Genomic DNA, 20,780 nt, shown 5'->3' on the forward strand with positions numbered 1-20,780 from the left:
TAACCAGTGGTCAACAAGGAGGATATCATGTCACCTAGAAAATCCGTTACACAGGAATTAACACGGGAAATGATAATGGACGCAGCACGGAATCTCTTTGTGGCGAAAGGGTATCAGCATGTTTCCATGAGGCAGATTGCGAAAGAACTAGGGTACAGCCATGGCGCTCTTTACTATCATTTCAAGAATAAAGCGGAGTTGTTTTACGCGTTAGTGGAAGAACATTTCGCCATGCTCGATCAAAAACTGGATGATGTGATGCACCAAGCCATCCCAAATGGGGAAAAGCTAGAGAACATTCTTTTGGGCTTCATTGAATTCGGGCTGACCCATCAAAGCCATTATGAAATCATGTTTTTGATCAAGGACGAAGAAGTACAGAACTTCATCAATCAAGGGCCACACAAAACCTATGAAAAATTCGCCCAGATTATTTTCACTTTATGTGAGAACAAAGTTTCCATCCAGCATATTTACAGCATCTTTTTATCCTTGCATGGTTTTGTCACGCATTATTGCCGTCATGTCACGACGTATGAGGAAGTAAAGAATCTAGCTGTGTTGCACGTGAAATTTTTAACAAAATCAATTAGCTGATTTTTTTTTAACACGTATTGACCAGTGGTTAAATAAAAGGGAGGGCGTCCATTATGAAAAAAGCATTGGTAGTAGGAGCTTCGGGAGGAATGGGGTATTCAATCGTCAAGGAATTATCAAACAGGGGGATCTCGGTGACGGCCTTTGCACGCACCCGCAGTAAGCTGGAAAAACTTTTCGGAAATGATTCGAGTGTGACGATCCATACCGGAGATCTATTTCAAGTGGAGGATTTAGAAAGAGCAGCCCAAGGTGTTGACGTCATATTCCAATCAGCGAACATTCCCTATTCAGAATGGGATGAGAAGTTAGTGGTCATGATGTCCAATATTATGGAAGTGGCAAAAAAGAATGAAGCGAAACTTGCCTTTGTCGACAATATTTATGCCTATGGACGCAGTTCAGGGAAAAGCGTGACTGAAATGACGGTTAAACATCCCCACACGAAAAAAGGAAGCATCCGCCTGAATGTCGAAAACCTGATTAAGGAATCAAACATTCCTGCAATCATTGTTCACTTTCCTGATTTCTATGGTCCCAATGCGGAAAGTTCTTTACTGCATTATACGCTTAATCATGTCATTAAAAATAAGAAGGCCAGTTATGTGGGCGACCAAAGCATTGCCAGGGAATTCATATACACCCCGGACGGAGCAAAAGCCATCGTTGAATTGTCCCTTAACGAAGAAGCGTACGGTCAGAACTGGAATATACCCGGTCATGATGTGATTACTGGAAAAGAACTAATCAAGATCATTCGCGACATAACGGATTATCAAAAAGGAGTATCCACCATTTCAAAGAAGATGATTCAATTCTTGGGGATCTTCAACTCCCAGATGCGTGAAGCGGTCGAGATGTATTATTTGAATGAAGAACCGGTTGTGTTGAACGGGGAAAAATACGAAAAGCTGATTGGACCGGTGCCTCGGACTTCTTATCGTGAAGGGTTGATCGAGACGGTGGAGTATATGAAAAGCCATGCATGAAAAAAACACGGCGTAAGAACGCCGTGTCGGTAATCCCTATAATCAACCTTTCCCAGCTTCGAATCCAGGGTATTTGGTCATGCCGCCATCCGCATATAGTGTCAAGCCGGTGACGTAGCTGGATTCTTCGGATGCGAGCCAAACCGCACATGCAGCGATTTGTTCCGGTTTTCCGATATAGCCCATCGGAATCAGGTCGATGACTTCTTGTGTCGCCTTTGGATCATTGAATTTCTCGGCGTTAATCGGTGTATCGATCGCTCCAGGGGAAATGTTATTCACGCGGATTCCTTTTGGCGCATATTCAAGGGCAAGTGTTTCGGTCATCATTTTGACGCCACCTTTACTTGCTGCATAGTGAACAAAATGTGGCCATGGAATTCTGTCATGAACCGAAGACATATTGATGATGTTTCCTTTAATATCATGTTCTAACATATAACTGATTGCATCCCGACTTGCTAAAAACATGCCGGTAAGGTTGACGTCGATGACCTTTTGCCAATCTTCTAGCGTCAGTTTTTCGCTTGGCACTTCATTTTCAATGCCGGCATTGTTGATCATGATGTCGATGGTACCGAATGTATCCACTGCAAACTGAATTAATTTCTTCACATCTTCTTCTTTTGTAACATCGCCTTGAATGGCTGCGGCCTTCCCGCCTGAAGCTTCAATCGTTTGAATGATTTCCTTATAGTCGTTCTCTTCCGAATGATAATTTAAGACAACTCGTGCTTTTTCCTTTCCGAAGCGTTCCGCCATTGCTTTACCTAATCCTGTTGCGGCCCCTGTGATTACGACTACCTTGTTCTCTAAATCTGTATACATACTATATCCTCTCCCTTATTTATTCTTTTGTGAATCCAATCATGACGCCACCGGCGATGACTAAGATACAACCGATGATGACATAGGTCATTTGTTTCTTTGATTTTTTCTCTCCTAATAGGAAGATGCCGCCTAAAGTGGAAATGACGATACCCATTTGCGAGAATGAAAAGGCAATGGCAACGCCCACTTTTGGATTAGCGAGAAGGAGACCGATATTCCCGGTCGCCCACATGATCCCAGTTAAGATGTTGCGTCCGGCATATTTGTTGAATGGTTTATGTTTAATGGATAGAAGGAAAGCTGCAATAAACATTCCGATCGCTTGTGGCAAGATAGCCGACCACCCGTCAATGTCAAACCATCTGACGACGATGACATAGGTGACAAAACCAAGAGTGGAGACGATCAAGTAAAGGATTCCTTTTTTCATGCTGCCTTCATTTTTCCCTTTACTACCTTCATAGCTTGTCAGCAATACACCCGCAATCAAGAAAATGATGGCAATCACGCCAAGGATGATCGTCGAAGTGGTGTTCCACTCCTTAAAGACGATAACCGCAAAAAATGTATTTCCTAGTATTTGCAATCCGGTTGAAATGGGAACGGTTTTGGAAACGCCCATTTCCTTGACACTGTTGAACTGAAAAAGTTGACCGAACGCCCAGCCAATCCCTGAAATGATTCCGACAATCCAGATGAGGCTCGTCCATTCGGGAGGATTGATGACCGACATCACGATGGCAAACAATAAAGAGCCGATGGTGATACCGAGTGTTTGGTTATATGAGTTGCCCCCGAGTTTTTCGGAAACAAGTACCAAGCTTCCCCACGTTAATGCGGGGATAAGTGCATAGAGAAAACCTTCCACAAAATCCATCTCCTAAGTTACAAACATTTGTATTAATGAAAAGTACTAGTTATTTAGTTAGCTACTAATAAATTTCCCTTGTTTTCTAAAATGAAAACATTTTTTTAATATATTAATTTAGTTACATGATTCGTTTCTCCCGAATCAATGGGCTGAAAAATAAACCGGTTTATGGTATTTTTAATTAAAATTAGTTAGGAGTGGGAACATGACGACATTACATGAATGGTTTGAAAAGGGGATACCTGCAAAGGAATTTGTGGAGTCGATGAAAGTGAATAAGGAAGGCTTGCAATCCGTATACGAGCGTTTTTCCATTTCGGAAGAAGACCGTGCATTTTTCGAAGAAGTAAAAGGGAAAGAGCTGAGAGCGATTGTCATTACAGAAGATTGGTGTGGCGACGCGATGATGAATATCCCAATCCTTTTGAACATCGCACAGGCAGCGAATATTGATACGCGGATGATTCTGCGGGATCAAAACCTTGAGCTGATGGATCAGTATTTAACGAATGGAACGGCACGATCGATTCCCATCTTTATTTTCATCGATAATCAAGGGAAGGAAAAAGCGGTTTGGGGCCCTCGAGCACCTAAAGTACAGGAGTTCGTAATGGAATTGCGCAAGGATTTACCAGCTAAGGAAGACGAACATTTTGAAGCGGCACAAAAGGAGCTTTTTAAGAAAATCGGGGAATCTTATGCCCAAAACGAACAGCTTTGGCAAGAAGTGTACAGCAGTATTAAAGAAACATTGACGAAGGCGTAAACCACTTGCATCCCCGTTTTTAGCGGGGATGTTTTTTTCTTAACCTTACAAAGTTTTGATTCTTTCCTCTTTATTTTCAGTATGTGATGCGACCGACATGCCCAAAGCCGGGATAGCTGCCAGGGCAACGGTGATAGCGGATAAACTAAAAACCGTGAATAGCGAAGTTATTTTCAGCAATGGACCCGAAGAAGCCGTTCCAATTAAGAGAAATAGAATGAAGATGGGCGTGATGATGCCATTTGTTCTGCCGATGAATTTTTCTTCCACAAGTTTAATCATCATGGTGCTTAAGAGTATTTGCATGAACGCCATCATGAAGGCGGTGATGAATCTCATCGATGCCGTTAAAATAAAGGAAGTGGACAGTACTTCGATAACGGTGGAAAGGGCTAACAATAAAAACGTACCAACAAACGTCACCCTCACATGAAGACGATTAACTAAAGTGGCCGCGATGATTCCCCCAATCAGTAAACCAGCCCCTGCTGCAGCGGATAACCATTGAAGGGCTTCTTTTGGCAATTGTAGCCTATCCGTGATCAGAAAAACCTCGAGCGGTTGTACGAGGCCTGCTCCAAGACCCAAGAAACAAAAGGTCAGGGCGATTCTTTTCAAATTGTGATTATGGAGTACATAGTGAAAGCCTTGTCTAATTTCTGTAACAATCGTCGAGTCATCCTGTTTTTGCTTTTTGGCATCCTTCGGTAAAAAGAGCGTGATGACCGTGGATAATCCAAATGTAAGAATTAACAAGGAAAGGGAAACCGAAATGCCAAAATTCGAATAGACGGCCGTACCGATGATGGGTCCTAGAATCAAGAACAGGGAACCTAGGCTTTGCACGATGCCTATCGCCGAACCGACTTGATCTTCAGGGATGTGCCGTTTGAAAATCTTCGCGGAAGAAGGTTGTGAAAATTGAGAGACGATTGCTGACACGAATGTGGCAAAGAAAACGGCTTCCCACATCCCGAATGAGATGAAACCTAAAATGATCAGAATCGAAACGATGCTGAGCAGCCCGCCGCTAATGATCGTCTTCTTTGGATTCCAACGGTCGGCAAAGGTTCCGCCTATAAAGGAAAATAAGAAGATGGGGGCGTACTCGATGACAGTGATAAGGGATATCGCGACCGGATCCTGATTCGTTTTTTCGATAATGTAAAACAAAACGGCCATATTTCGAATCCATATGCTGATTTGATCAAGCATATCCGAACTCAACATGATCCAGAAAACCTTATTTTTCAATAATTGGTTCATCCACAGGCAGCTCCTTCTTAATTAATCTGACCGTTCGGTTTAATAAATTCCTAAAAAAATGGTTCTACAGGATTATCGTTAAATAATCGAGGAACATCCTTTCTTGGGAAAAGGATAAGAAAGGGATGTTTGTTTCTCTAGTGTTTCGAAATGCCTTTTAAAAAGACGTCCACGCTTTTGTGATATAGTCTCCTGATTTCAGGAAATTCCATCTCGTAATAGGTGGCATGTAATCCGGCATGCATGCCAAAGAGAATGTACATAAGGTCTTTGGGATTATCTTCGGTGAACGCCCCTTCATTAATTCCCTGGTCAATGACGGCTTCATACGTGTCATAATACTGACTGCGATAAATTTCTAAAATATGCGCAAAAATCTCAGGGTCAGCCGTTTCACTTCCGCCAAATTCCTCAGCGGCTTTAATTAAAGGACTTTGCAGATCTTCAAGATAATGGTCTGCCAATGCATATAATTTCTCTACACTCGTGCGGTAGTTCTTTTGCTTGATGTTCCAGGCGCGCTTCCACTCGTCGGCGTTATTCTCGACGATGTACAAGAAAAGTTTTTCCTTGCTTTTGAAATGATAATAAATGCTCCCTTTACTGCTTTCGGAGACGTTTGTGATGTCTTCCATTGACGTAGCGGCGTATCCCTTTTGGGCAAACAATTTTTCTGCTTCTTTAGCTATCTTAAGCTTAGTGGGAGAGGGGGTACTTTGTTGTTTCATGTCAGATAAGCCTCCAATGATAAACTGAACGTTCGGTCTATAATTAAATTATCGTAATTACCTATAATTGTCAATGGTGTTTTGTTATTCAAAAAAGCCAGTGCGCATTAAATGGATGCGCACTGGCTTAAGTTATACGGATCAAATCAAAAACATCGCCACGATCGTCGTCACGAATAAACCGATGCATACCGGAAGCAAGTTTCGGCGGGCGAGTTCAAATGGACTGACGTTACAAATGGCGGCCGCTGGGATGAGTGCCCATGGAATCAAGGTACCGCCTCCGACCCAGATTGCCGTGATTTGGCCGAGGGCAGTCAACGTCGCAGTACCGCTTCCAATCGCCGTCCCGAATAGATTTGCGACCGAACCGGCCAGGGAAATACCTGAAAACCCGGAACCATCCAAGCCGGTAATCGCACCGATGCCTGTCAGTGTGACGGCAGCTATCTCTTTCGTCAATGGAACCGAGGCGGCGAGTGCTGCACCCAAATCGTTGACGATGCCGAGAGAGGCTTTCGGTAAGTAGTCCCCGATGATTTTAGTGAAGCCGGAATCGCCTAAATAGAAGAAAGCGGCAATCGGGATGACCGGACCGAAAACCTTGAAGCCAAATTGGAACCCTTGAATCAAGTAGCTCGTTGATTTTTCAAGGCCAGGATGGCCATGGGCCACGAGAGATAAGATCAGCAAGATAAAAACGGCGGTTCCGCCAACCAATGCTGTTGCTTCGCCGCCTTGTAATTTCAGAAGCCAAAGAGCGACGACATCCAGTAAAAAGGCCAATGGGATGAATATCGCAAAAAACCTCTTCTGTCCCATCGTAAGTAACTCTTCATTCATCCCATCCTGGTCTTCGTCGATTGCTTCTTGTACGGTAGGTTGAATGCGACCAAGCCGCATATCCCGCTTCAAGAAGATGAACGCAGAAACCGTAGTCACGACGCCCATTGTGATGACGAGCGGGATGCTGGCTGAAATGACGTCACCGACCGGAATCGAAGCCGCATCAGCCGTGAGTTTTGGTGCCGCTTGAATGACAAAATCACCCGAAAGCGCAATGCCGTGGCCAAATAAATTCATCGCCATCGCTACGCCTAGTGCAGGCAATCCGGCCCGCAATGCGACCGGTAGCAGCACGGCACCAAGCAAAGCGACGGCAGGAGATGGCCAGAAAAACCAGGAGATGCCCATCATGACGATTCCAATCACCCAAAAAGCGAGTGTGGGGTTTTTAATGAATCTAGCAAAAGGTGCGATCATGACATCATTGATACCGGACTTCGTCAAGACCGTACTCATGGCAACAATGATGGAGATGATCAAAATGGTCGACATTAACTCGGTGATGGCGAAAGCGAAACTATTGAATACGCCACTGATGGAGGAAGCCAAACTGCCTGTAGAGACGAGCGCCAAAATGAAGATGCCAACGATGCAAATGAGGGTGGTATCCCGACGCTTTACCATAAACCCGATGATCAACACGATAAAAAATACATAAATCCAATGGAGAGCCGTCAATCCCATCCCATAATCCATCTCCCTCAAAATCTTCCTGATACAGATTATGAAGGGGAGCCCAAATGGTGAGTTGTTTTATGAATTTAAAGTACACTAGAGCTAACTGAGAGTTTAAATAAAAAGTACACTGAAGTAACACATGGAGTAAAAATAGAGAAAGTTTTAGAGAAAAAAGATATAGGTTATGTTATGAAAAACAATTCTAAAATCAAGAATAGAAGGTAATAGAGTTTAATTAATAATTCAACTGTACAGGAATTTAATAGAAACAGAGAAGGTTTTCTTTCGTTACCCTATTGATAATGAAAGTGAAGAGGATAAAAGATTATATCGTTTTGTTAAACAAGGTAAGTACAGACAATGCAGCTATATCAGACTCTATGGGGAATTTAGACGTAAAATTGATTGGGAAAATAAATGGCCAGGATCCAATCAAAAAATGTTTATAGAGAAAAGGCTATTTTAGACATGGGGAGTTGATGTCAGAATTAAGGTGCTCATCTATTTGAGTGCTTTTTTATTCCGATAATTTGTCACCATGACTTGTAATCATTTTCTAGAACCTTTTCAAGTATGAAAGGTGGAATACACATGAAAATACTTGTAGTCGATAAAGCCAAAGCAGAGATTGAGAAACTTCAGCATTTTGTGAACTTAGCAGAGTCTTATCACCCATAACGCTGGAACAGATGGCAATTCACTAATATGCTTACATCGGTATTGTTAAGAAAGTAGCTGGGAAGTTAAATGAGTTAGGGTGTAATATGGATGGTAGAAAAATTGAATCAACTGATATTTCTAATATCATTAAAAGAAGACCAAAAGACGAGTTACATTCTTTCATAAAGAAAAGTTATACGGTTAAGGAGAAAAGTTCTACTGGTAGGTTTAATTGAGTAGCTTACGAGTTTTATCTTATTTTTGCAGGAAATAATCTCTTTTTGTCGAATGGATTATATATCAAAAGAAGGTGGGGATAATATGTCTTATTTTGAAGATGAAGTACCTAAAACACTGGAGTTAGGAAATGAATATTCCTCCCGAGAAATTTATCTCTATATGATAGAAAATAGGGATGTAATTATTTTAAGTGAATCAGTTCACTTGGACTATAATAGCAGTACTCTTAAATATAAAGTAACTGATGTTAAAGAGAACTTTATACACAAACAAGCTGATACAGGATATAGAACTCATATGATTCCTAATCGCAAAACAAAAATTTATGAGATTAAAAGAGCTTAGAGCCATATTAGCGATATCAAGAAATTAAATTTGTATCATCTTAAGCACTCAAAAAGCACTCAACAAAGAGTGCTTTTTACTTTGGAAAAATAGGGAAATCATGAAGTTTAATCTAGAGGTTAATGGTATAATTTTCTAAAAAAAGGATTGGTATAATGCCTTATGCTTTTGAATTGAAAATTGATTTTAAAAGAGATTGGACATCTTTCCTAAAAAGAATGCTTATCAATGCAGGTTATAAACATGAAGACTTAACTACTGATGTATGTTTTCAATATTTTAATTATGCTAGAAGGCTTATTTCGCCACTGCCAAGAAAGGTGTTGATTTCGAAAGAATTCCATTGTCCTGAAGACTTAAAGGAAGGTCTGGATTTAATTATTGGAAAAATAAAAAAAGGTATGGATCTAAAACCACATTTAAGTAAAGGTATCTTGAATTTAAATTACCATGATGATTTATTAAATGATTGGGGTATTCACCACCTACACCTTGGAGTAAAAATAGATAAGACGGGATTTTCCAATAGGACTGGACCTGTTTTGTTTGTTCGATTTGATAATAAGCACGCTTATATTATCAATGTTATGAAACATGGAAGTTGGACTAATCAAGAGATGATACGAATTATACATAATAATTGGCCTAAATCAATAGAAAGGTTTCAATTAAACGGTGTAACTGCTGCATCTCCAGCATTAACAGATGAACAATACAAGAAAGCTAGACAGTCACACTCTATAGTTCTTGTGGAAGCAGAAAAAGGAGCTGTATATGGACCACTTGGTATGGGCTATGCTACTTCTGGTCATAGTATTGAAGTAACTAGAACTTGTGATTTCTTTGCTATTAGATTAAGGGAATACGAGAAATATATCAAAGAAAACACTGGTTCGTTGGTAAAGCAAATGAGAGCAACAGGGGTTGAAGTTGGAAAGAAACTTAATTTCCTTTTAGGTATTGAAAATGATGTAGTTTATGCTTTAGAGGTAAATAACAGAGTTTTTATCAAACTTGGTCCATTATTATAGATTATCTCCACATAACCAAAGAGTGTTTGCAATGAAAAGCAAGTGATATATGAAACCATACGCCAAGAAGTTCTATAAATCTAAAGCCTGGAGAGATTGCAGGAACTCATACTTCCGAAACAAGTATGGGCTATGTGAACGGTGTGCTGGACCAGGTGAGATCGTCCAGCATAAGAAGTACATCACACCTGATAACAATGATGATCATAACATCACACAATCATAGCAACCTTGAGCTGGTATGCAGACCATGCCATAGCAAGGAACATTTTGGTGGTGATAGTGGTGTTACTGCAGTATCCTATGAGCGCTTTTTCATGTAGCTATGTCCAATAAGATATCCAATGAATATAATGAGAGCTCTTTAACAAATCTTCAATTTGGCAATAGTTCTTGTCGCATCTTTAACTTCAAGTCGCTTCTTAATTGATCAATTTGTTTGATTAATTCTTCATTTTCAGACAAGGGAATTCCACCTGTTATTGCACCGTACATTGAATAATCTGGGTTGTAATTTAACCATAAAGTGTGAATGTTATTTAAAAGATCTCTAGCCATCTTTTCTACTTCTTCTGATAAAAATAGGACGTTAAAAAAATAATAATCATTTGCTTCAATAAATTTCTCTTCTGCTTCGTTATAATTAATTCTTTCTAATCTATAATTTATTTCAGTGAGAGCTTTTTTATTTTGTGTTTCCCAGAGGCTTAATATATAGGATATATCACTTGATGTGAAAGATTTATCTTCCATAAAAGCCTTAATGTCTTGAGTATTAACATTATTGAAATTTAATGTTCGCCGTATACCTCTTAATCTACGAACCGCTCCATTACATATTTCTAATAGTTTATAGAGTTCAGGATAGGACTCGTGTCTTTTTATCGTAAATAATTCATAACTAGTATATAACTTATTCTGCTTATGCTTTAGTCCCTCTATTTCAAAATCAAAACGATTCCTATTATAAACCAGATAATTTTAAAACTGAGGATGAGTTGGATCATGATTAAAAAAAGACTTTAATTCATCTATCAAATCAGATAATTTTGTACATCCATCTGTATTTATCAAGGCCTATAATCCAAACGTTAATCATGAAATAATTGAGGATTTAAACAACTTATTGGAAGATGATGCTGATGACACATTAATTGACCTTGAAACATTTAAACCTAATAAAGAAAACATTTTTGATACTACTCTAGATTATGCGAACTATTTGGAATCCATTCGTGGAAATCGAATTCCTTTTAACAATTACAAAAATGGTGACAACCCTTTACTAGATAAGATGTTAAGCTATTTAAAAATCTCAAAGAATAAAAGTATGTATAGTCAAGTTAAGCTAAAGGCAAATAAAATTGCAAGGAATCATTCCTTATCTGAAAGAGAAAAAGCTGAAGCATATCTTCATTTAGTTGAATGGGGAATGAATGAAATAGAAAATGATTGAAGATAGGAGGAGGCTAAGTCTATAAAGTCTGTCTTTCCTTATAATTATCGTGATTCTATTACTACTGATAGATTACTAGAGAATAAATTAAAATTGGATGAACAAGTTTGAATCTTGTTTCAGTTGTTATCGAAGACATCAAATTATATCAGTAATAAGAAAATTAATATTAAGTAAGCATCCTTTCTAGGGTGCTTTTTATTTTTGGAAGGTGTTACCTTGAAACCATGCCAAGAAGTTCTATAAATCCAAGGCATGAAGAGATTGCAGAAACTCATACTTGCAGAGTAAGTATGGTTATGTGAAAGGTTTTGCAGAATAAGTGTTCTTTGGTTTTATCTTACAAACTAAAGGTTGTGAGGATTGGAAGGATCTATGTAAGACCTTCTTTAATTTGAAGATTTTTATTTGTGTTAGTAACATTGGTAATAATTTTTTAATTGATAGAGATACAAGTGAACTAAATGTGGACATACTTACATATGCTCTTTTCGGAACGGTTGGATTGATAGGTAGTTCGATAAAAATAATGATAATTATTGCACAGTTAAACCCAAAAAAATAAACGCACTGACCACTAAAAGGTTAGGGGTTTTTTAGTATCTTTTGTTGTCATAAGCTACGCCTAGTGCAGGCAATCCGGCCCGCAATGCGACCGGTAGCAGCACGGCACCAAGCAAAGCGACGGCAGGGGATGGCCAGAAAAACCAGGAGATGCCCATCATGACGATTCCAATCACCCAAAAAGCGAGTGTGGGGTTTTTAATGAATCTAGCAAAAGGTGCAATCATGACATCATTGATACCTGATCTCGTTAAGACTGTACTCATGGCAACAATGATGGAAATGATTAAAATGGTCGACATTAACTCGGTAATGGCGAAAGCGAAACTATTGAATACGCCACTGATGGAGGAAGCCAAACTGCCTGTAGAGACGAGCGCCAAAATGAAGATGCCAACGATGCAAATGAGGGTGGTATCCCGACGCTTTACCATAAACCCGATGATCAACACGATGAATAAAACATAAATCCAATGGAGAGCCGTCAATCCCATCCCATAATCCATCTCCCTCAAAATCTTCCTGATACAGATTATGAAGGGGAGCCCAAATGGTGAGTTGTTTTAAAAAAAGTCATAAATCGGACTTGTTGGAAAGCTGTCCAAGCAATTGTTGAAAAAAAGACAAGAATGAGAACATTCAAATGAAAGAAAGTTAGAAACACATGATAAAATAAATGGAGGGTGTTAATAATTGTACCTAAGGATGAATATAAAGAGTAAGTGCATAGAAAAAAGGCAGAAAGCTTAATTCAAAGCCTTCTCCCCTTCTTTAGAGTTAAAAATTATAATATTGGCGTAGTAAATAAGCTAGGTACTTGCAATGTGGATGAGCGTGAAGGTTCTCGAGCAATCCTTTTATGATGGCCGGTCCGAAAGTTTGTTCAATCAGTTGCTCCTTGAGCAGGAGTAAGGATTCTTTTTCAATGGACTCTTCGATTTCCTCAATCTTATTATCCATAAGATCGAGTAGCTGTTCCTTTGTCATTTCTTCGCACATGACAGGACTGATTATTTCCGTCAATTCTTGTGAAATAAAAGGAATGGTTGAATGCCTTGCCAGTATATTCGTTTTTTCCACAAGAGATTGCGAGAGTCGGACTAAATCCAACGGTATATTATAGAATAAAAATAAAACAGCATACTGTTGCAAGAATCCTTTTATACAATAGGTTAAATCATATTTTGTTTGAATGATATCGTCCCCATATAGTCGTTCAACCAATGAGAGGATACTCGTTTCATTGATTCTTTCATAGTGTTGAATTCGTGTTATGAGCTCTTCATTTAATGATTGTGCTTGTTCTTTAAAAATAATCTTAGCGAAGTCTGTATGGTTCAGATAAGATTTAAATGAGGTATAGAAAAATTCATATAAAAGGTCTTCATCTGCTGTGTTTTTGACTACGTGGTCAATATCTGAGACGAGCTGTATCATAAAATAATCGACTAGCGCTATAATCAATTCATCTTTGGATTTAAAAGATAAATAAAAGGCACCCTTTGAAATGCCGCAGTGATCGGTGATTTGCTGTACGGAGGTAGCGTTAAACCCTTGTTTTGCAAAGAGTTCGATGGCCGTTTCCATTATGAGTTCCTTTTTAATCATTCCATTCGCTCCTAGGTCATATTGTTGACAAATGACTAATTAGTCATTAGTATAAGTAAATATGTTTGATAAGTCAATTAAGGGTAGGTGTAAAGGTGAGAGGTTTAGTCAATTTTGTTCTAAGGAATAAACTAGCAGTGTGGCTCCTTACAATTATTATTACGGTATCTGGTATTTATTCGGGTACGCAAATGAAAACGGAGACAATCCCGGATATTACAATTCCCTATTTAACGGTGATGGGTGTATATCCTGGTGCTACTCCAGAGAAAGTGATGGATGAGGTCTCGATACCATTAGAGGAAGCGGTTGAAGGGCTTGAGGACGTGAAAGCCGTTTATTCCAATTCGTATTCCAATATGTCCAATATTCAAGTGGAATATGAATATGGGATCGATATGGATGAGGCGAAGCGTGCTCTTGAATCGGCAATTGACGGAGTAAAGTTACCGGAGAAAGCGGAAGAGCCGACGATTACAGCCATCAGCTTAAACATGATGCCTGTTATGGCATTGAGTGTAAGCAGTACAAAAGAGGATATTGTTGAATTAACGTCAACCGTGGAAGATAGTTTACTTCCAAAAATCGAGAAAATCGACGGGGTTGCTTCGGCCACTACCACTGGCCAGCATATAGAAGAAGTTGAATTAACGTATGACGAAGCAAAAATGGCTAAACTGGACCTTACGGAAGATAAGGTAAAGGAAATGATTCAGGCAAGTGATTTAGCTGTATCATTAGGCCTTTACGAATTCGAAGAAGGGGAACAGGCCGTTTCAGTAGACGGTAAGTTCATGACAGCTAAAGAATTGAAGGGAATGCTTATTCCTGTAACACCATCAGCTAGCAATCCAGCACCTTTTGTGAAACTTAGCGATATTGCTAAAGTTGAGCTAGTTGGGAAAGAAGAATCCGTATCACGTACGAACGGTGAAAATGCGATTGCCATTCAAATTGTCAAAGGGCAGGAAGCAAACACAGTTGACGTGGTTAACGATGTAAAAGATCTAATTAAAGAAGAAGAGAAAAAGATTGATGGCCTAGTTGTCGATGTCAGTCTTGACCAAGGGGAACCAATTGAGGAATCCGTTTCGACGATGATAGAAAAAGCGCTATTCGGCGGTTTAATTGCGATATTAATCATCCTTTTATTCCTAAGGGACATTAAATCGACGATCATTTCGATCATTTCGATTCCTGTTTCAATCTTTATGGCCTTCCTAATCTTAAATGGCCTGGGAATCACATTAAATATCATGACATTGGGTGCGATTACGGTTGCCATCGGACGTGTAATCGATGACTCGATCGTTGTTGTTGAAAATATTTACCGACGCATGCATTTGAAAGATGAAAAATTAACGGGTCGTGCATTGGTGCGAGAAGCGACAATCGAAATGTTCAAGCCAATCATGTCATCAACATTAGTAACGGTTGCGGTATTCGCTCCGCTTATCTTCGTTGGCGGTATGGTAGGCGAACTGTTCACGCCATTTGCATTAACCATGACATTTGCCCTTTTGGCTTCGTTAGTCGTTGCCATAACGATTGTGCCGGCATTATCTCACTTCTTATTTAAGAAAAAATTATATGGTGAGAAGACCGAGAGTAATCATAAAGAGCTTGGCAAATTAGCTAAGGGATACAAACGTGTTCTTAGATGGACATTGAATCATAAAGTGATCACTTCCATCATATCTGTGGTTCTATTAGCCGGCAGTTTGGCGTTAACGCCATTAATCGGTTTTAGTTTCTTAGGTAGCGAAGAAGAAAAAGTGATGTACTTAACCTACACACCAGAACCAGGGGAGCTCAAAGAAGAAACATTAGCGAACCTTGAAGTGGTGGAAAAGAAGTTACTGAAACGTGACGAGATTGATATTGTTCAGTTATCCGTAACAGAGGATGGCGACTCCATGGCCGCAATGATGGGCGGGGGCGGAAGCGGTGCCCTCATGTACCTGATCTTTGACCCAGACATGAAAAACTTCCCGGAAGTACGGGAAGAGATTGAAGAATATGTCTTCAATATTGGTCAATCAGGCGAATGGAAGAGCCAGAACTTCTCGTCTATGTCTGTGGCGAGTGATGAAGTCAGCTACACGTTCTACAGTGAAGATTTAGGTAAATTAAATGACGCGGTAAAAACAGTAGAAGGCGTTATGAAGAAAAATGACGGCTTAAAGGACGTTTCTTCTAGTACAGAGGATGCCTATGTGGAATATACATTCAAAGTAGAACAAGATGAATTATTGAAGTATGGATTAACTACAGCTCAAATCATTGGGATGTTAAGCCCTTCTACCCAAGAAGAAGTATTAACAACCATTGAAAAAGACGGTGAGTCAGTAGAAGTCATCGTTCAGCAAGATCAAGACGAACAGCCAAAATCAATTGATGATATGTTAGATAAAAAAGTACCAACCGCAACAGGTACGACGATGAAACTTTCTGAATTGGTCACGGTTAAAGAAGGAACCACGTTGAATACATTGGCCCGTAGTAAAGGTGAATACTACGCCACTGTTTCAGGAACCATCACAGATAAAGATATTTCAAAGGCTACTTCTGAAATAGATGAAGACATTGATAAATTAGACTTACCAAAAGGCGTGACAATCGGTGTAGCCGGTGTAGCAGCGGATATGTCAGAAACATTTACCCAACTTGGTTTAGCCATGATCGCAGCAATCGCAATCGTGTACTTCATCCTTGTTGTCACATTCCGTGAGGGTGTCGCACCATTTGCTATCCTGTTCTCCTTACCGTTTACGGTCATTGGTTCGTTTGTAGGTTTATTAATCGCTGGTGAAACGATCTCGGTATCGGTCATGATGGGACTTCTCATGTTAATTGGTATCGTTGTAACAAATGCCATCGTACTTGTAGACCGGATCATTCATATGGAACGTGATGGTATGAGTATGCGTGAAGCCATTCTAGAAGCTGGCGCAACACGACTCCGTCCAATCCTGATGACGGCCATTGCAACCATCGGAGCATTAATGCCATTAGCATTCGGCTCAGGCGGCGGCGGTTTAATTTCAAAAGGTCTTGGTATTACAGTAATTGGTGGATTAGCAAGTTCAACGCTATTAACATTGCTTATCGTTCCAATCGTTTACGAAGTATTATCAAAACTATTCAAGAAAAAACGTAATGAAATAGACGAAAACTAAAAGAGAGCCCTGCAGGATGATGATCATCTTGTGGGGCTTTTTTTGCGGCATTCCAGGAGATATTATCGGTGCCGACCTCAATGAAAGTATTGCTACAGTCCCTTTTCTAGAAGAAGAGTTGGTAACGGCTAATCATAATGCTAAGGAAATGGTCCGCGCTCAGAAAACGGATGGCTTCAAATAAAAGCTTATCATTTAATATTAATCGTTATTGGGCAAGCCATAAATAGTCATCTCCTTCAGATTCATAGTAACCTTTTTTTTACTATACCGAAATACTCTTACATTTACAGAATTATTTCCACGCCACTTGTTATATTAATAGGGGTCATTCTCATAGAGGCCATCATCCCTTTGAATGGTTTTAAAACCATATCCCACCGAATCAGTGAGTAATTTCTAAATAAAAAGCATTAGTTTCTTTATTTTCAACTATACATCGAGTATTCTTAATGGGAGATAACCACTAGGATAAAAGAGGGATAATTCGTGAAGCACCTATACAGTGAAATACTACAATTTAGGGGTACGCATTATGACTTTGGATTCATGCAGGGGGAAAAGTTAAAGGATTCCCTCACTGTTAAAAATCGTGAAGATCAGTGGAAAGTAAGGCAGCCACGTTTTACGGTTGAAGAGGAAGAGGTCAAAAATGCAATTACTTCATTTGCACCTGGCGTATGGGAAGAAATACTCGGGTTCCAAGAAGCATTAAAATGGCCAATCGAACGTGTTCTCCAGGAGTTCGGCGGCTATAGATTGGATTATGTTCGATCGGGTTGTTCGATCATGACAGGCGATTCGTATTTGGTGCGTAATTATGATTACCATCCGAAAACCTATGAGGGACGTTATGTGCTATTCCAGCCGACGGACCAGGGGTATGCGAGCATCGGTCCGAGCCAACGCGGGACTGGACGGATGGATGGGATGAACGAAAAAGGGCTATCGATAGGGTATAACTTCATGAATCGGAAAAATCCCGGCGATGGATTCATTTGCTGCATGATTGGCCGATTGATATTGGAGTCTTGTGCAAATGTCGAGGAAGCCGTTGCGATGCTGAAGGAAATTCCGCATCGACATTCATTCACATACGTCGTTCATGATGGAAGTGGGAAGAGTTTTATAATAGAAACGTCCCCAAGAAATGTGGAGGTCCGGACAGCGACTGCCTGCACCAATCATTTTGAGATCCTGAAGCATGAAAACCGTCATCATCTTGTGGATTCGAAACGGAGATTGGACACTATCCATCAACAACAGGATAGCATCTCGGATACATATGAAGCATTTCGTTTGTTTAACGACACCAATCAGGGTGTTTTTTCCGATTTGTACAGCAGCTGGGCAGGGACGATCCATACGTCGGTTTATTTGCCGCGTGAAATGAAAGCATGGATTGCACTGGGCGGCAATCAGGAGCCTACGGTTTTGGACTTTGCAAAATGGCTTGCAGGAGAAGATATTGAAAAAGAAAGAATCATGGGTGTGATTGATACCACCATCCCATTTGTACATATGGATGAAGGGGCGAATTGGTTCCGTGAGTAAGAGTGGATAATGGAGGCTCGATCTTTGGATTGGGCTTCTTTATTTATTCGTGTCTCCAAAATTGAGTGTATTTTTACATGATGAGGATAATATGTAGGGATGACGACATCATTATTAGATTAAAACGAATGAACATAGTATGAAACAATGCTGTGTAAAGGGATAGTTGTATAATAGAATGGATGGTAAAGTGGATACATATAAAATCTAACAGAAGATTCTACCAAATGGGGAATAGAGGGAGATAAATCATGGAAACAAAAAAGGTACTACCCGTTCTTTTCTTAGTGATGTTTTTAGTCATGGTTGGGTTTGGAATCATCATTCCCGTCATGCCTTTCCTGGCTGAAAAAGTGGGAGGAAGCCCGACAGAGCTTGGTCTTTTGATGGCTGTCTATTCGTTCATGCAATTGATATTCGCACCAATGTGGGGCCGGATATCTGACAGGATTGGCCGGAAGCCGGTTATGATGATCGGGATTGCAGGCTTGGCTGTTTCGTTTTTCATCATGGCATCGGCGGATTCTTTACTGGTGTTATTCATCGCCAGGATTATCGGGGGTGCCTTATCTTCAGCGAATATGCCAACTGCCATGGCATACGTAGCAGATATTACGACACCTGAAGAACGGGGAAAAGGGATGGGAATCATTGGGGCCGCTACAGGACTTGGCTTCATATTCGGTCCGGCCATTGGTGGGATATTCTCGGAGACGAGTTTGAATATGCCGTTTTACATCGCCGGCATTTCATCCATCATTACCCTCATATTAGTCATGATATTACTGAAAGAATCGCTTACTGAAGAAAAAAGATCCCACCGGACGGAAGAAAAGGTGTCCATGTGGAAATCCTTTAAAGGCCCGATGAGCGTCCTGTTTATTCTGCAATTGATCATTACCCTTTCCATGGCGGGCTTAGAGACGACGTTTGCTTATTTTGCAGCCCAAAAGGCTGATATAAGTCTTGTTCAATTAGGTTATATCTTTATGATCATGGGATTCGGTAGTGCGATTGTTCAAGGTGGATTAATCGGACCGATGACCAAGAAGTTCGGGGAAGGAAACGTCATTCGAATCGGAATTGTCATATCGGCGATTGGATTTGTGCTCATCTTGTTCTCGACTAATTTCTGGACATCGGCGATTTTCCTGACGATTTTCGGATTGGGGAACGGTGTCATCCGCCCTGCCATCTCGGCACTGGTCACTAAAAGTTCAACATCCGGCCATGGTGGGGTCACGGGCTTACTTTCTTCCTTTGATTCATTCGGAAGGATTGCGGGCCCTCCTATAGGTGGTTGGTTATTCTCCATCTACATCGGTTTACCTTTTATATCCGGTGCGATCCTATCGCTGTTTGCATTGGTCCTTTATCAAGTGTTCCATGCAAGGAAACGATTAGTGGAAACAAGCAGCTAATCGAGAACATAAATAAGAAAAAACGAGTTAGGAAATTCCTACTCGTTTTTATTTTTGGCTGATGACTTTGATCTTGGAGAGCACCCAATCGTATTCCCCGCTTGAAATTACGCTATCGCAATATTCGCATTGTCCGGATGCGTTGATACTGACATTCGCTCCACAGTTTGGACATTGCGTCACATCATATTTCTCTTTTTGAGTCTCGGTCAATACTGTTTCCTTACGGATCAGTGTCCAGATATAAGACATGTGAATATCCCGGTCAGGATTGCCTTTGAGGACTTTCTTGGTGTGATCATCGATTACGTAATCATTCATCCGGGCTTTGATATATACATCGAGTTCGTCATTGGATCCGTCATTTTCATAGCGAACGATTTTCGATTCAAGGATGGCGATATTTTCAACCACATTCGTTTTATGCTGGTCAATATAGGACTGTAATTGCCGGTTATGCATATTGAATAATGGATCGGTTTCAAACGGTCTGATGCTGTTCCACTGTTTCTCCATCCAAGCTTGCTGTAATTGGAGAAACATATTATTGATTTTCGATAAAAACACTTCATCATGAAACAGAGGATCTTTCGATTTCAATCCTGCAAGATTAGCGTCTATAGGCCGGTAGGCAGGCTCTGGGCTTTTTACGGTATTCCAGCCTTTAATGTCTGCTAAGATAGGGAGGTTCTTCGTCTCAAGCTTATACATTCCTTCGCTAAATACATCAGCCACTTTTCCTTCCTCAACGAAAACGGCGTTTTGGCCTGGGCGTACGGTCAACTGTGCCCCATTTTGAATCTCGTTATCTTTCATGGGGAACTTATAGACCAAGGTATCGTTGGTGGCGTCTTCCCATTCGATAATATCAAGAAATTGTTTACCTATAAAATCCTTAAAACCCATAGTGTCATCCTCATTTCAACATGTAGTACGTCCCGATTGCATTTCTATATATATTCATATATTGATAATATTTCCCATTACATTTTATAATAAATGGTAAATGGTGTAAATGATTAAGGGGAATCTATGAGTCTACCTGTTGGTTTATTCAATATTCAAGATATCCTTTCATAATAAAGGTTTTGGAGGTATTCGTGAACTAACCACGAACTGTTTAGATAACGTAAAGAACAAATTCCACCTA

General features: G+C 40.2%; 18 protein-coding genes and 1 pseudogene. 10 read left to right on the forward strand and 9 right to left on the reverse strand.

The genetic code is table 11. The features are described 5' to 3' along the window. Positions 1 to 27: 27 nt before the first annotated feature. A complete protein-coding gene (locus ACQKIC_RS05405) occupies positions 28 to 597 on the forward strand; it encodes a TetR/AcrR family transcriptional regulator (protein WP_402959044.1) in 570 nt (189 codons plus the stop codon). A 53-nt stretch (positions 598 to 650) separates the two neighbouring features. After that, on the forward strand, positions 651 to 1,586 hold the full coding sequence (locus tag ACQKIC_RS05410) for an SDR family NAD(P)-dependent oxidoreductase (RefSeq protein ID WP_427591531.1): 936 nt from the start codon (positions 651 to 653) through the stop codon (positions 1,584 to 1,586). A 42-nt stretch (positions 1,587 to 1,628) separates the two neighbouring features. Here the strand turns inward: ACQKIC_RS05410 and ACQKIC_RS05415 are convergent, their stop codons facing one another. Together ACQKIC_RS05415 and ACQKIC_RS05420 are read right to left on the reverse strand one after the other, a co-directional pair. After that, entirely contained in the window at positions 1,629 to 2,414 is a 786-nt protein-coding gene (locus tag ACQKIC_RS05415; protein ID WP_402988958.1) for a glucose-1-dehydrogenase, read from the reverse strand. Between the two features lie 19 nt (positions 2,415 to 2,433). Next, the gene (locus ACQKIC_RS05420) at positions 2,434 to 3,285 is read right to left on the reverse strand and encodes a GRP family sugar transporter (protein ID WP_427668553.1); all 852 of its coding nucleotides are present in this window, start codon (positions 3,283 to 3,285) and stop codon (positions 2,434 to 2,436) included. Positions 3,286 to 3,493: 208 nt separating this feature from the next. Here ACQKIC_RS05420 and ACQKIC_RS05425 point away from each other — a divergent pair, with 208 nt between their 5' ends. After that, the gene (locus tag ACQKIC_RS05425; protein ID WP_402871568.1) at positions 3,494 to 4,054 is read left to right on the forward strand and encodes a thioredoxin family protein; all 561 of its coding nucleotides are present in this window, start codon (positions 3,494 to 3,496) and stop codon (positions 4,052 to 4,054) included. A gap of 45 nt (positions 4,055 to 4,099) precedes the next feature. Here the strand turns inward: ACQKIC_RS05425 and ACQKIC_RS05430 are convergent, their stop codons facing one another. From ACQKIC_RS05430 to ACQKIC_RS05440, 3 genes are all read right to left on the reverse strand, one after another. Beyond that, positions 4,100 to 5,320, reverse strand: a complete 1,221-nt coding sequence (locus ACQKIC_RS05430; RefSeq protein ID WP_403124937.1) for an MFS transporter — start codon at positions 5,318 to 5,320, stop codon at positions 4,100 to 4,102. Between the two features lie 137 nt (positions 5,321 to 5,457). Next, positions 5,458 to 6,048 (reverse strand): TetR/AcrR family transcriptional regulator, encoded by a 591-nt coding sequence (locus ACQKIC_RS05435; protein WP_403124934.1) that lies wholly within the window; start codon positions 6,046 to 6,048, stop codon positions 5,458 to 5,460. A 141-nt stretch (positions 6,049 to 6,189) separates the two neighbouring features. Then, complete coding sequence (locus ACQKIC_RS05440) at positions 6,190 to 7,578, reverse strand: hypothetical protein (protein ID WP_427668555.1); 1,389 nt, start codon at positions 7,576 to 7,578, stop codon at positions 6,190 to 6,192. 975 nt (positions 7,579 to 8,553) lie between these two features. On the opposite strand from ACQKIC_RS05440, the gene ACQKIC_RS05445 reads away from it, so the two are divergent. Next, positions 8,554 to 8,817, forward strand: a complete 264-nt coding sequence (locus ACQKIC_RS05445) for a hypothetical protein (protein WP_427591528.1) — start codon at positions 8,554 to 8,556, stop codon at positions 8,815 to 8,817. Between the two features lie 155 nt (positions 8,818 to 8,972). Further along, a complete protein-coding gene (locus tag ACQKIC_RS05450) occupies positions 8,973 to 9,848 on the forward strand; it encodes a hypothetical protein (protein ID WP_427591527.1) in 876 nt (291 codons plus the stop codon). Between the two features lie 375 nt (positions 9,849 to 10,223). On the opposite strand, the gene ACQKIC_RS05455 is transcribed toward ACQKIC_RS05450, so the two are convergent. Beyond that, on the reverse strand, positions 10,224 to 10,601 hold the full coding sequence (locus tag ACQKIC_RS05455; protein ID WP_427591525.1) for a hypothetical protein: 378 nt from the start codon (positions 10,599 to 10,601) through the stop codon (positions 10,224 to 10,226). A gap of 373 nt (positions 10,602 to 10,974) precedes the next feature. On the opposite strand from ACQKIC_RS05455, the gene ACQKIC_RS05460 reads away from it, so the two are divergent. Next, positions 10,975 to 11,304 carry a hypothetical protein gene (locus ACQKIC_RS05460; protein ID WP_427591524.1) on the forward strand — a complete coding sequence of 110 codons (330 nt, stop codon included), beginning with the start codon at positions 10,975 to 10,977 and terminating at the stop codon, positions 11,302 to 11,304. Between the two features lie 617 nt (positions 11,305 to 11,921). On the opposite strand, the pseudogene ACQKIC_RS05465 reads toward ACQKIC_RS05460, so the two are convergent. Together ACQKIC_RS05465 and ACQKIC_RS05470 are read right to left on the reverse strand one after the other, a co-directional pair. After that, positions 11,922 to 12,374: pseudogene (locus tag ACQKIC_RS05465) on the reverse strand (hypothetical protein); the annotation flags it as partial. Positions 12,375 to 12,645: 271 nt separating this feature from the next. Then, on the reverse strand, positions 12,646 to 13,476 hold the full coding sequence (locus ACQKIC_RS05470) for a TetR/AcrR family transcriptional regulator (protein ID WP_402871554.1): 831 nt from the start codon (positions 13,474 to 13,476) through the stop codon (positions 12,646 to 12,648). Positions 13,477 to 13,571: 95 nt separating this feature from the next. Here ACQKIC_RS05470 and ACQKIC_RS05475 point away from each other — a divergent pair, with 95 nt between their 5' ends. The 4 genes from ACQKIC_RS05475 (at position 13,572) to ACQKIC_RS05490 (ending at position 19,630) form a co-directional block, all read left to right on the forward strand. After that, positions 13,572 to 16,655 carry an efflux RND transporter permease subunit gene (locus tag ACQKIC_RS05475; RefSeq protein WP_402988943.1) on the forward strand — a complete coding sequence of 1,028 codons (3,084 nt, stop codon included), beginning with the start codon at positions 13,572 to 13,574 and terminating at the stop codon, positions 16,653 to 16,655. Positions 16,656 to 16,674: 19 nt separating this feature from the next. Then, positions 16,675 to 16,839, forward strand: coding sequence for a hypothetical protein (locus ACQKIC_RS05480; RefSeq protein ID WP_427668557.1), 165 nt, complete (start codon positions 16,675 to 16,677; stop codon positions 16,837 to 16,839). Between the two features lie 305 nt (positions 16,840 to 17,144). Beyond that, positions 17,145 to 18,209 (forward strand): C45 family autoproteolytic acyltransferase/hydolase, encoded by a 1,065-nt coding sequence (locus tag ACQKIC_RS05485; protein WP_402871545.1) that lies wholly within the window; start codon positions 17,145 to 17,147, stop codon positions 18,207 to 18,209. Positions 18,210 to 18,460: 251 nt separating this feature from the next. Then, complete coding sequence (locus ACQKIC_RS05490) at positions 18,461 to 19,630, forward strand: MFS transporter (protein WP_427591522.1); 1,170 nt, start codon at positions 18,461 to 18,463, stop codon at positions 19,628 to 19,630. 48 nt (positions 19,631 to 19,678) lie between these two features. On the opposite strand, the gene ACQKIC_RS05495 is transcribed toward ACQKIC_RS05490, so the two are convergent. Continuing rightward, the gene (locus tag ACQKIC_RS05495; RefSeq protein ID WP_427591521.1) at positions 19,679 to 20,536 is read right to left on the reverse strand and encodes an SPFH domain-containing protein; all 858 of its coding nucleotides are present in this window, start codon (positions 20,534 to 20,536) and stop codon (positions 19,679 to 19,681) included. Between the last annotated feature and the right edge of the window lie 244 nt (positions 20,537 to 20,780).

Source organism: Peribacillus sp. NPDC046944 (assembly GCF_050272735.1).
GTDB lineage: Bacteria > Bacillota > Bacilli > Bacillales > DSM-1321 > Peribacillus.

Coding starts and splice junctions, on each gene's coding strand:
- ACQKIC_RS05410 (WP_427591531.1), top strand. CDS start 651: ATGAAAAAAGCATTGGTAGTAGGAGCTTCGGGAGGAATGGGGTATTCA.
- ACQKIC_RS05495 (WP_427591521.1), bottom strand. CDS start 20,536: ATGGGTTTTAAGGATTTTATAGGTAAACAATTTCTTGATATTATCGAA.
- ACQKIC_RS05445 (WP_427591528.1), top strand. CDS start 8,554: ATGTCTTATTTTGAAGATGAAGTACCTAAAACACTGGAGTTAGGAAAT.
- ACQKIC_RS05440 (WP_427668555.1), bottom strand. CDS start 7,578: ATGGGATTGACGGCTCTCCATTGGATTTATGTATTTTTTATCGTGTTG.
- ACQKIC_RS05450 (WP_427591527.1), top strand. CDS start 8,973: ATGCCTTATGCTTTTGAATTGAAAATTGATTTTAAAAGAGATTGGACA.
- ACQKIC_RS05425 (WP_402871568.1), top strand. CDS start 3,494: ATGACGACATTACATGAATGGTTTGAAAAGGGGATACCTGCAAAGGAA.
- ACQKIC_RS05415 (WP_402988958.1), bottom strand. CDS start 2,414: ATGTATACAGATTTAGAGAACAAGGTAGTCGTAATCACAGGGGCCGCA.
- ACQKIC_RS05430 (WP_403124937.1), bottom strand. CDS start 5,320: ATGAACCAATTATTGAAAAATAAGGTTTTCTGGATCATGTTGAGTTCG.
- ACQKIC_RS05480 (WP_427668557.1), top strand. CDS start 16,675: ATGATCATCTTGTGGGGCTTTTTTTGCGGCATTCCAGGAGATATTATC.
- ACQKIC_RS05405 (WP_402959044.1), top strand. CDS start 28: ATGTCACCTAGAAAATCCGTTACACAGGAATTAACACGGGAAATGATA.
- ACQKIC_RS05435 (WP_403124934.1), bottom strand. CDS start 6,048: ATGAAACAACAAAGTACCCCCTCTCCCACTAAGCTTAAGATAGCTAAA.
- ACQKIC_RS05490 (WP_427591522.1), top strand. CDS start 18,461: ATGGAAACAAAAAAGGTACTACCCGTTCTTTTCTTAGTGATGTTTTTA.
- ACQKIC_RS05470 (WP_402871554.1), bottom strand. CDS start 13,476: ATGATTAAAAAGGAACTCATAATGGAAACGGCCATCGAACTCTTTGCA.
- ACQKIC_RS05455 (WP_427591525.1), bottom strand. CDS start 10,601: ATGGAAGATAAATCTTTCACATCAAGTGATATATCCTATATATTAAGC.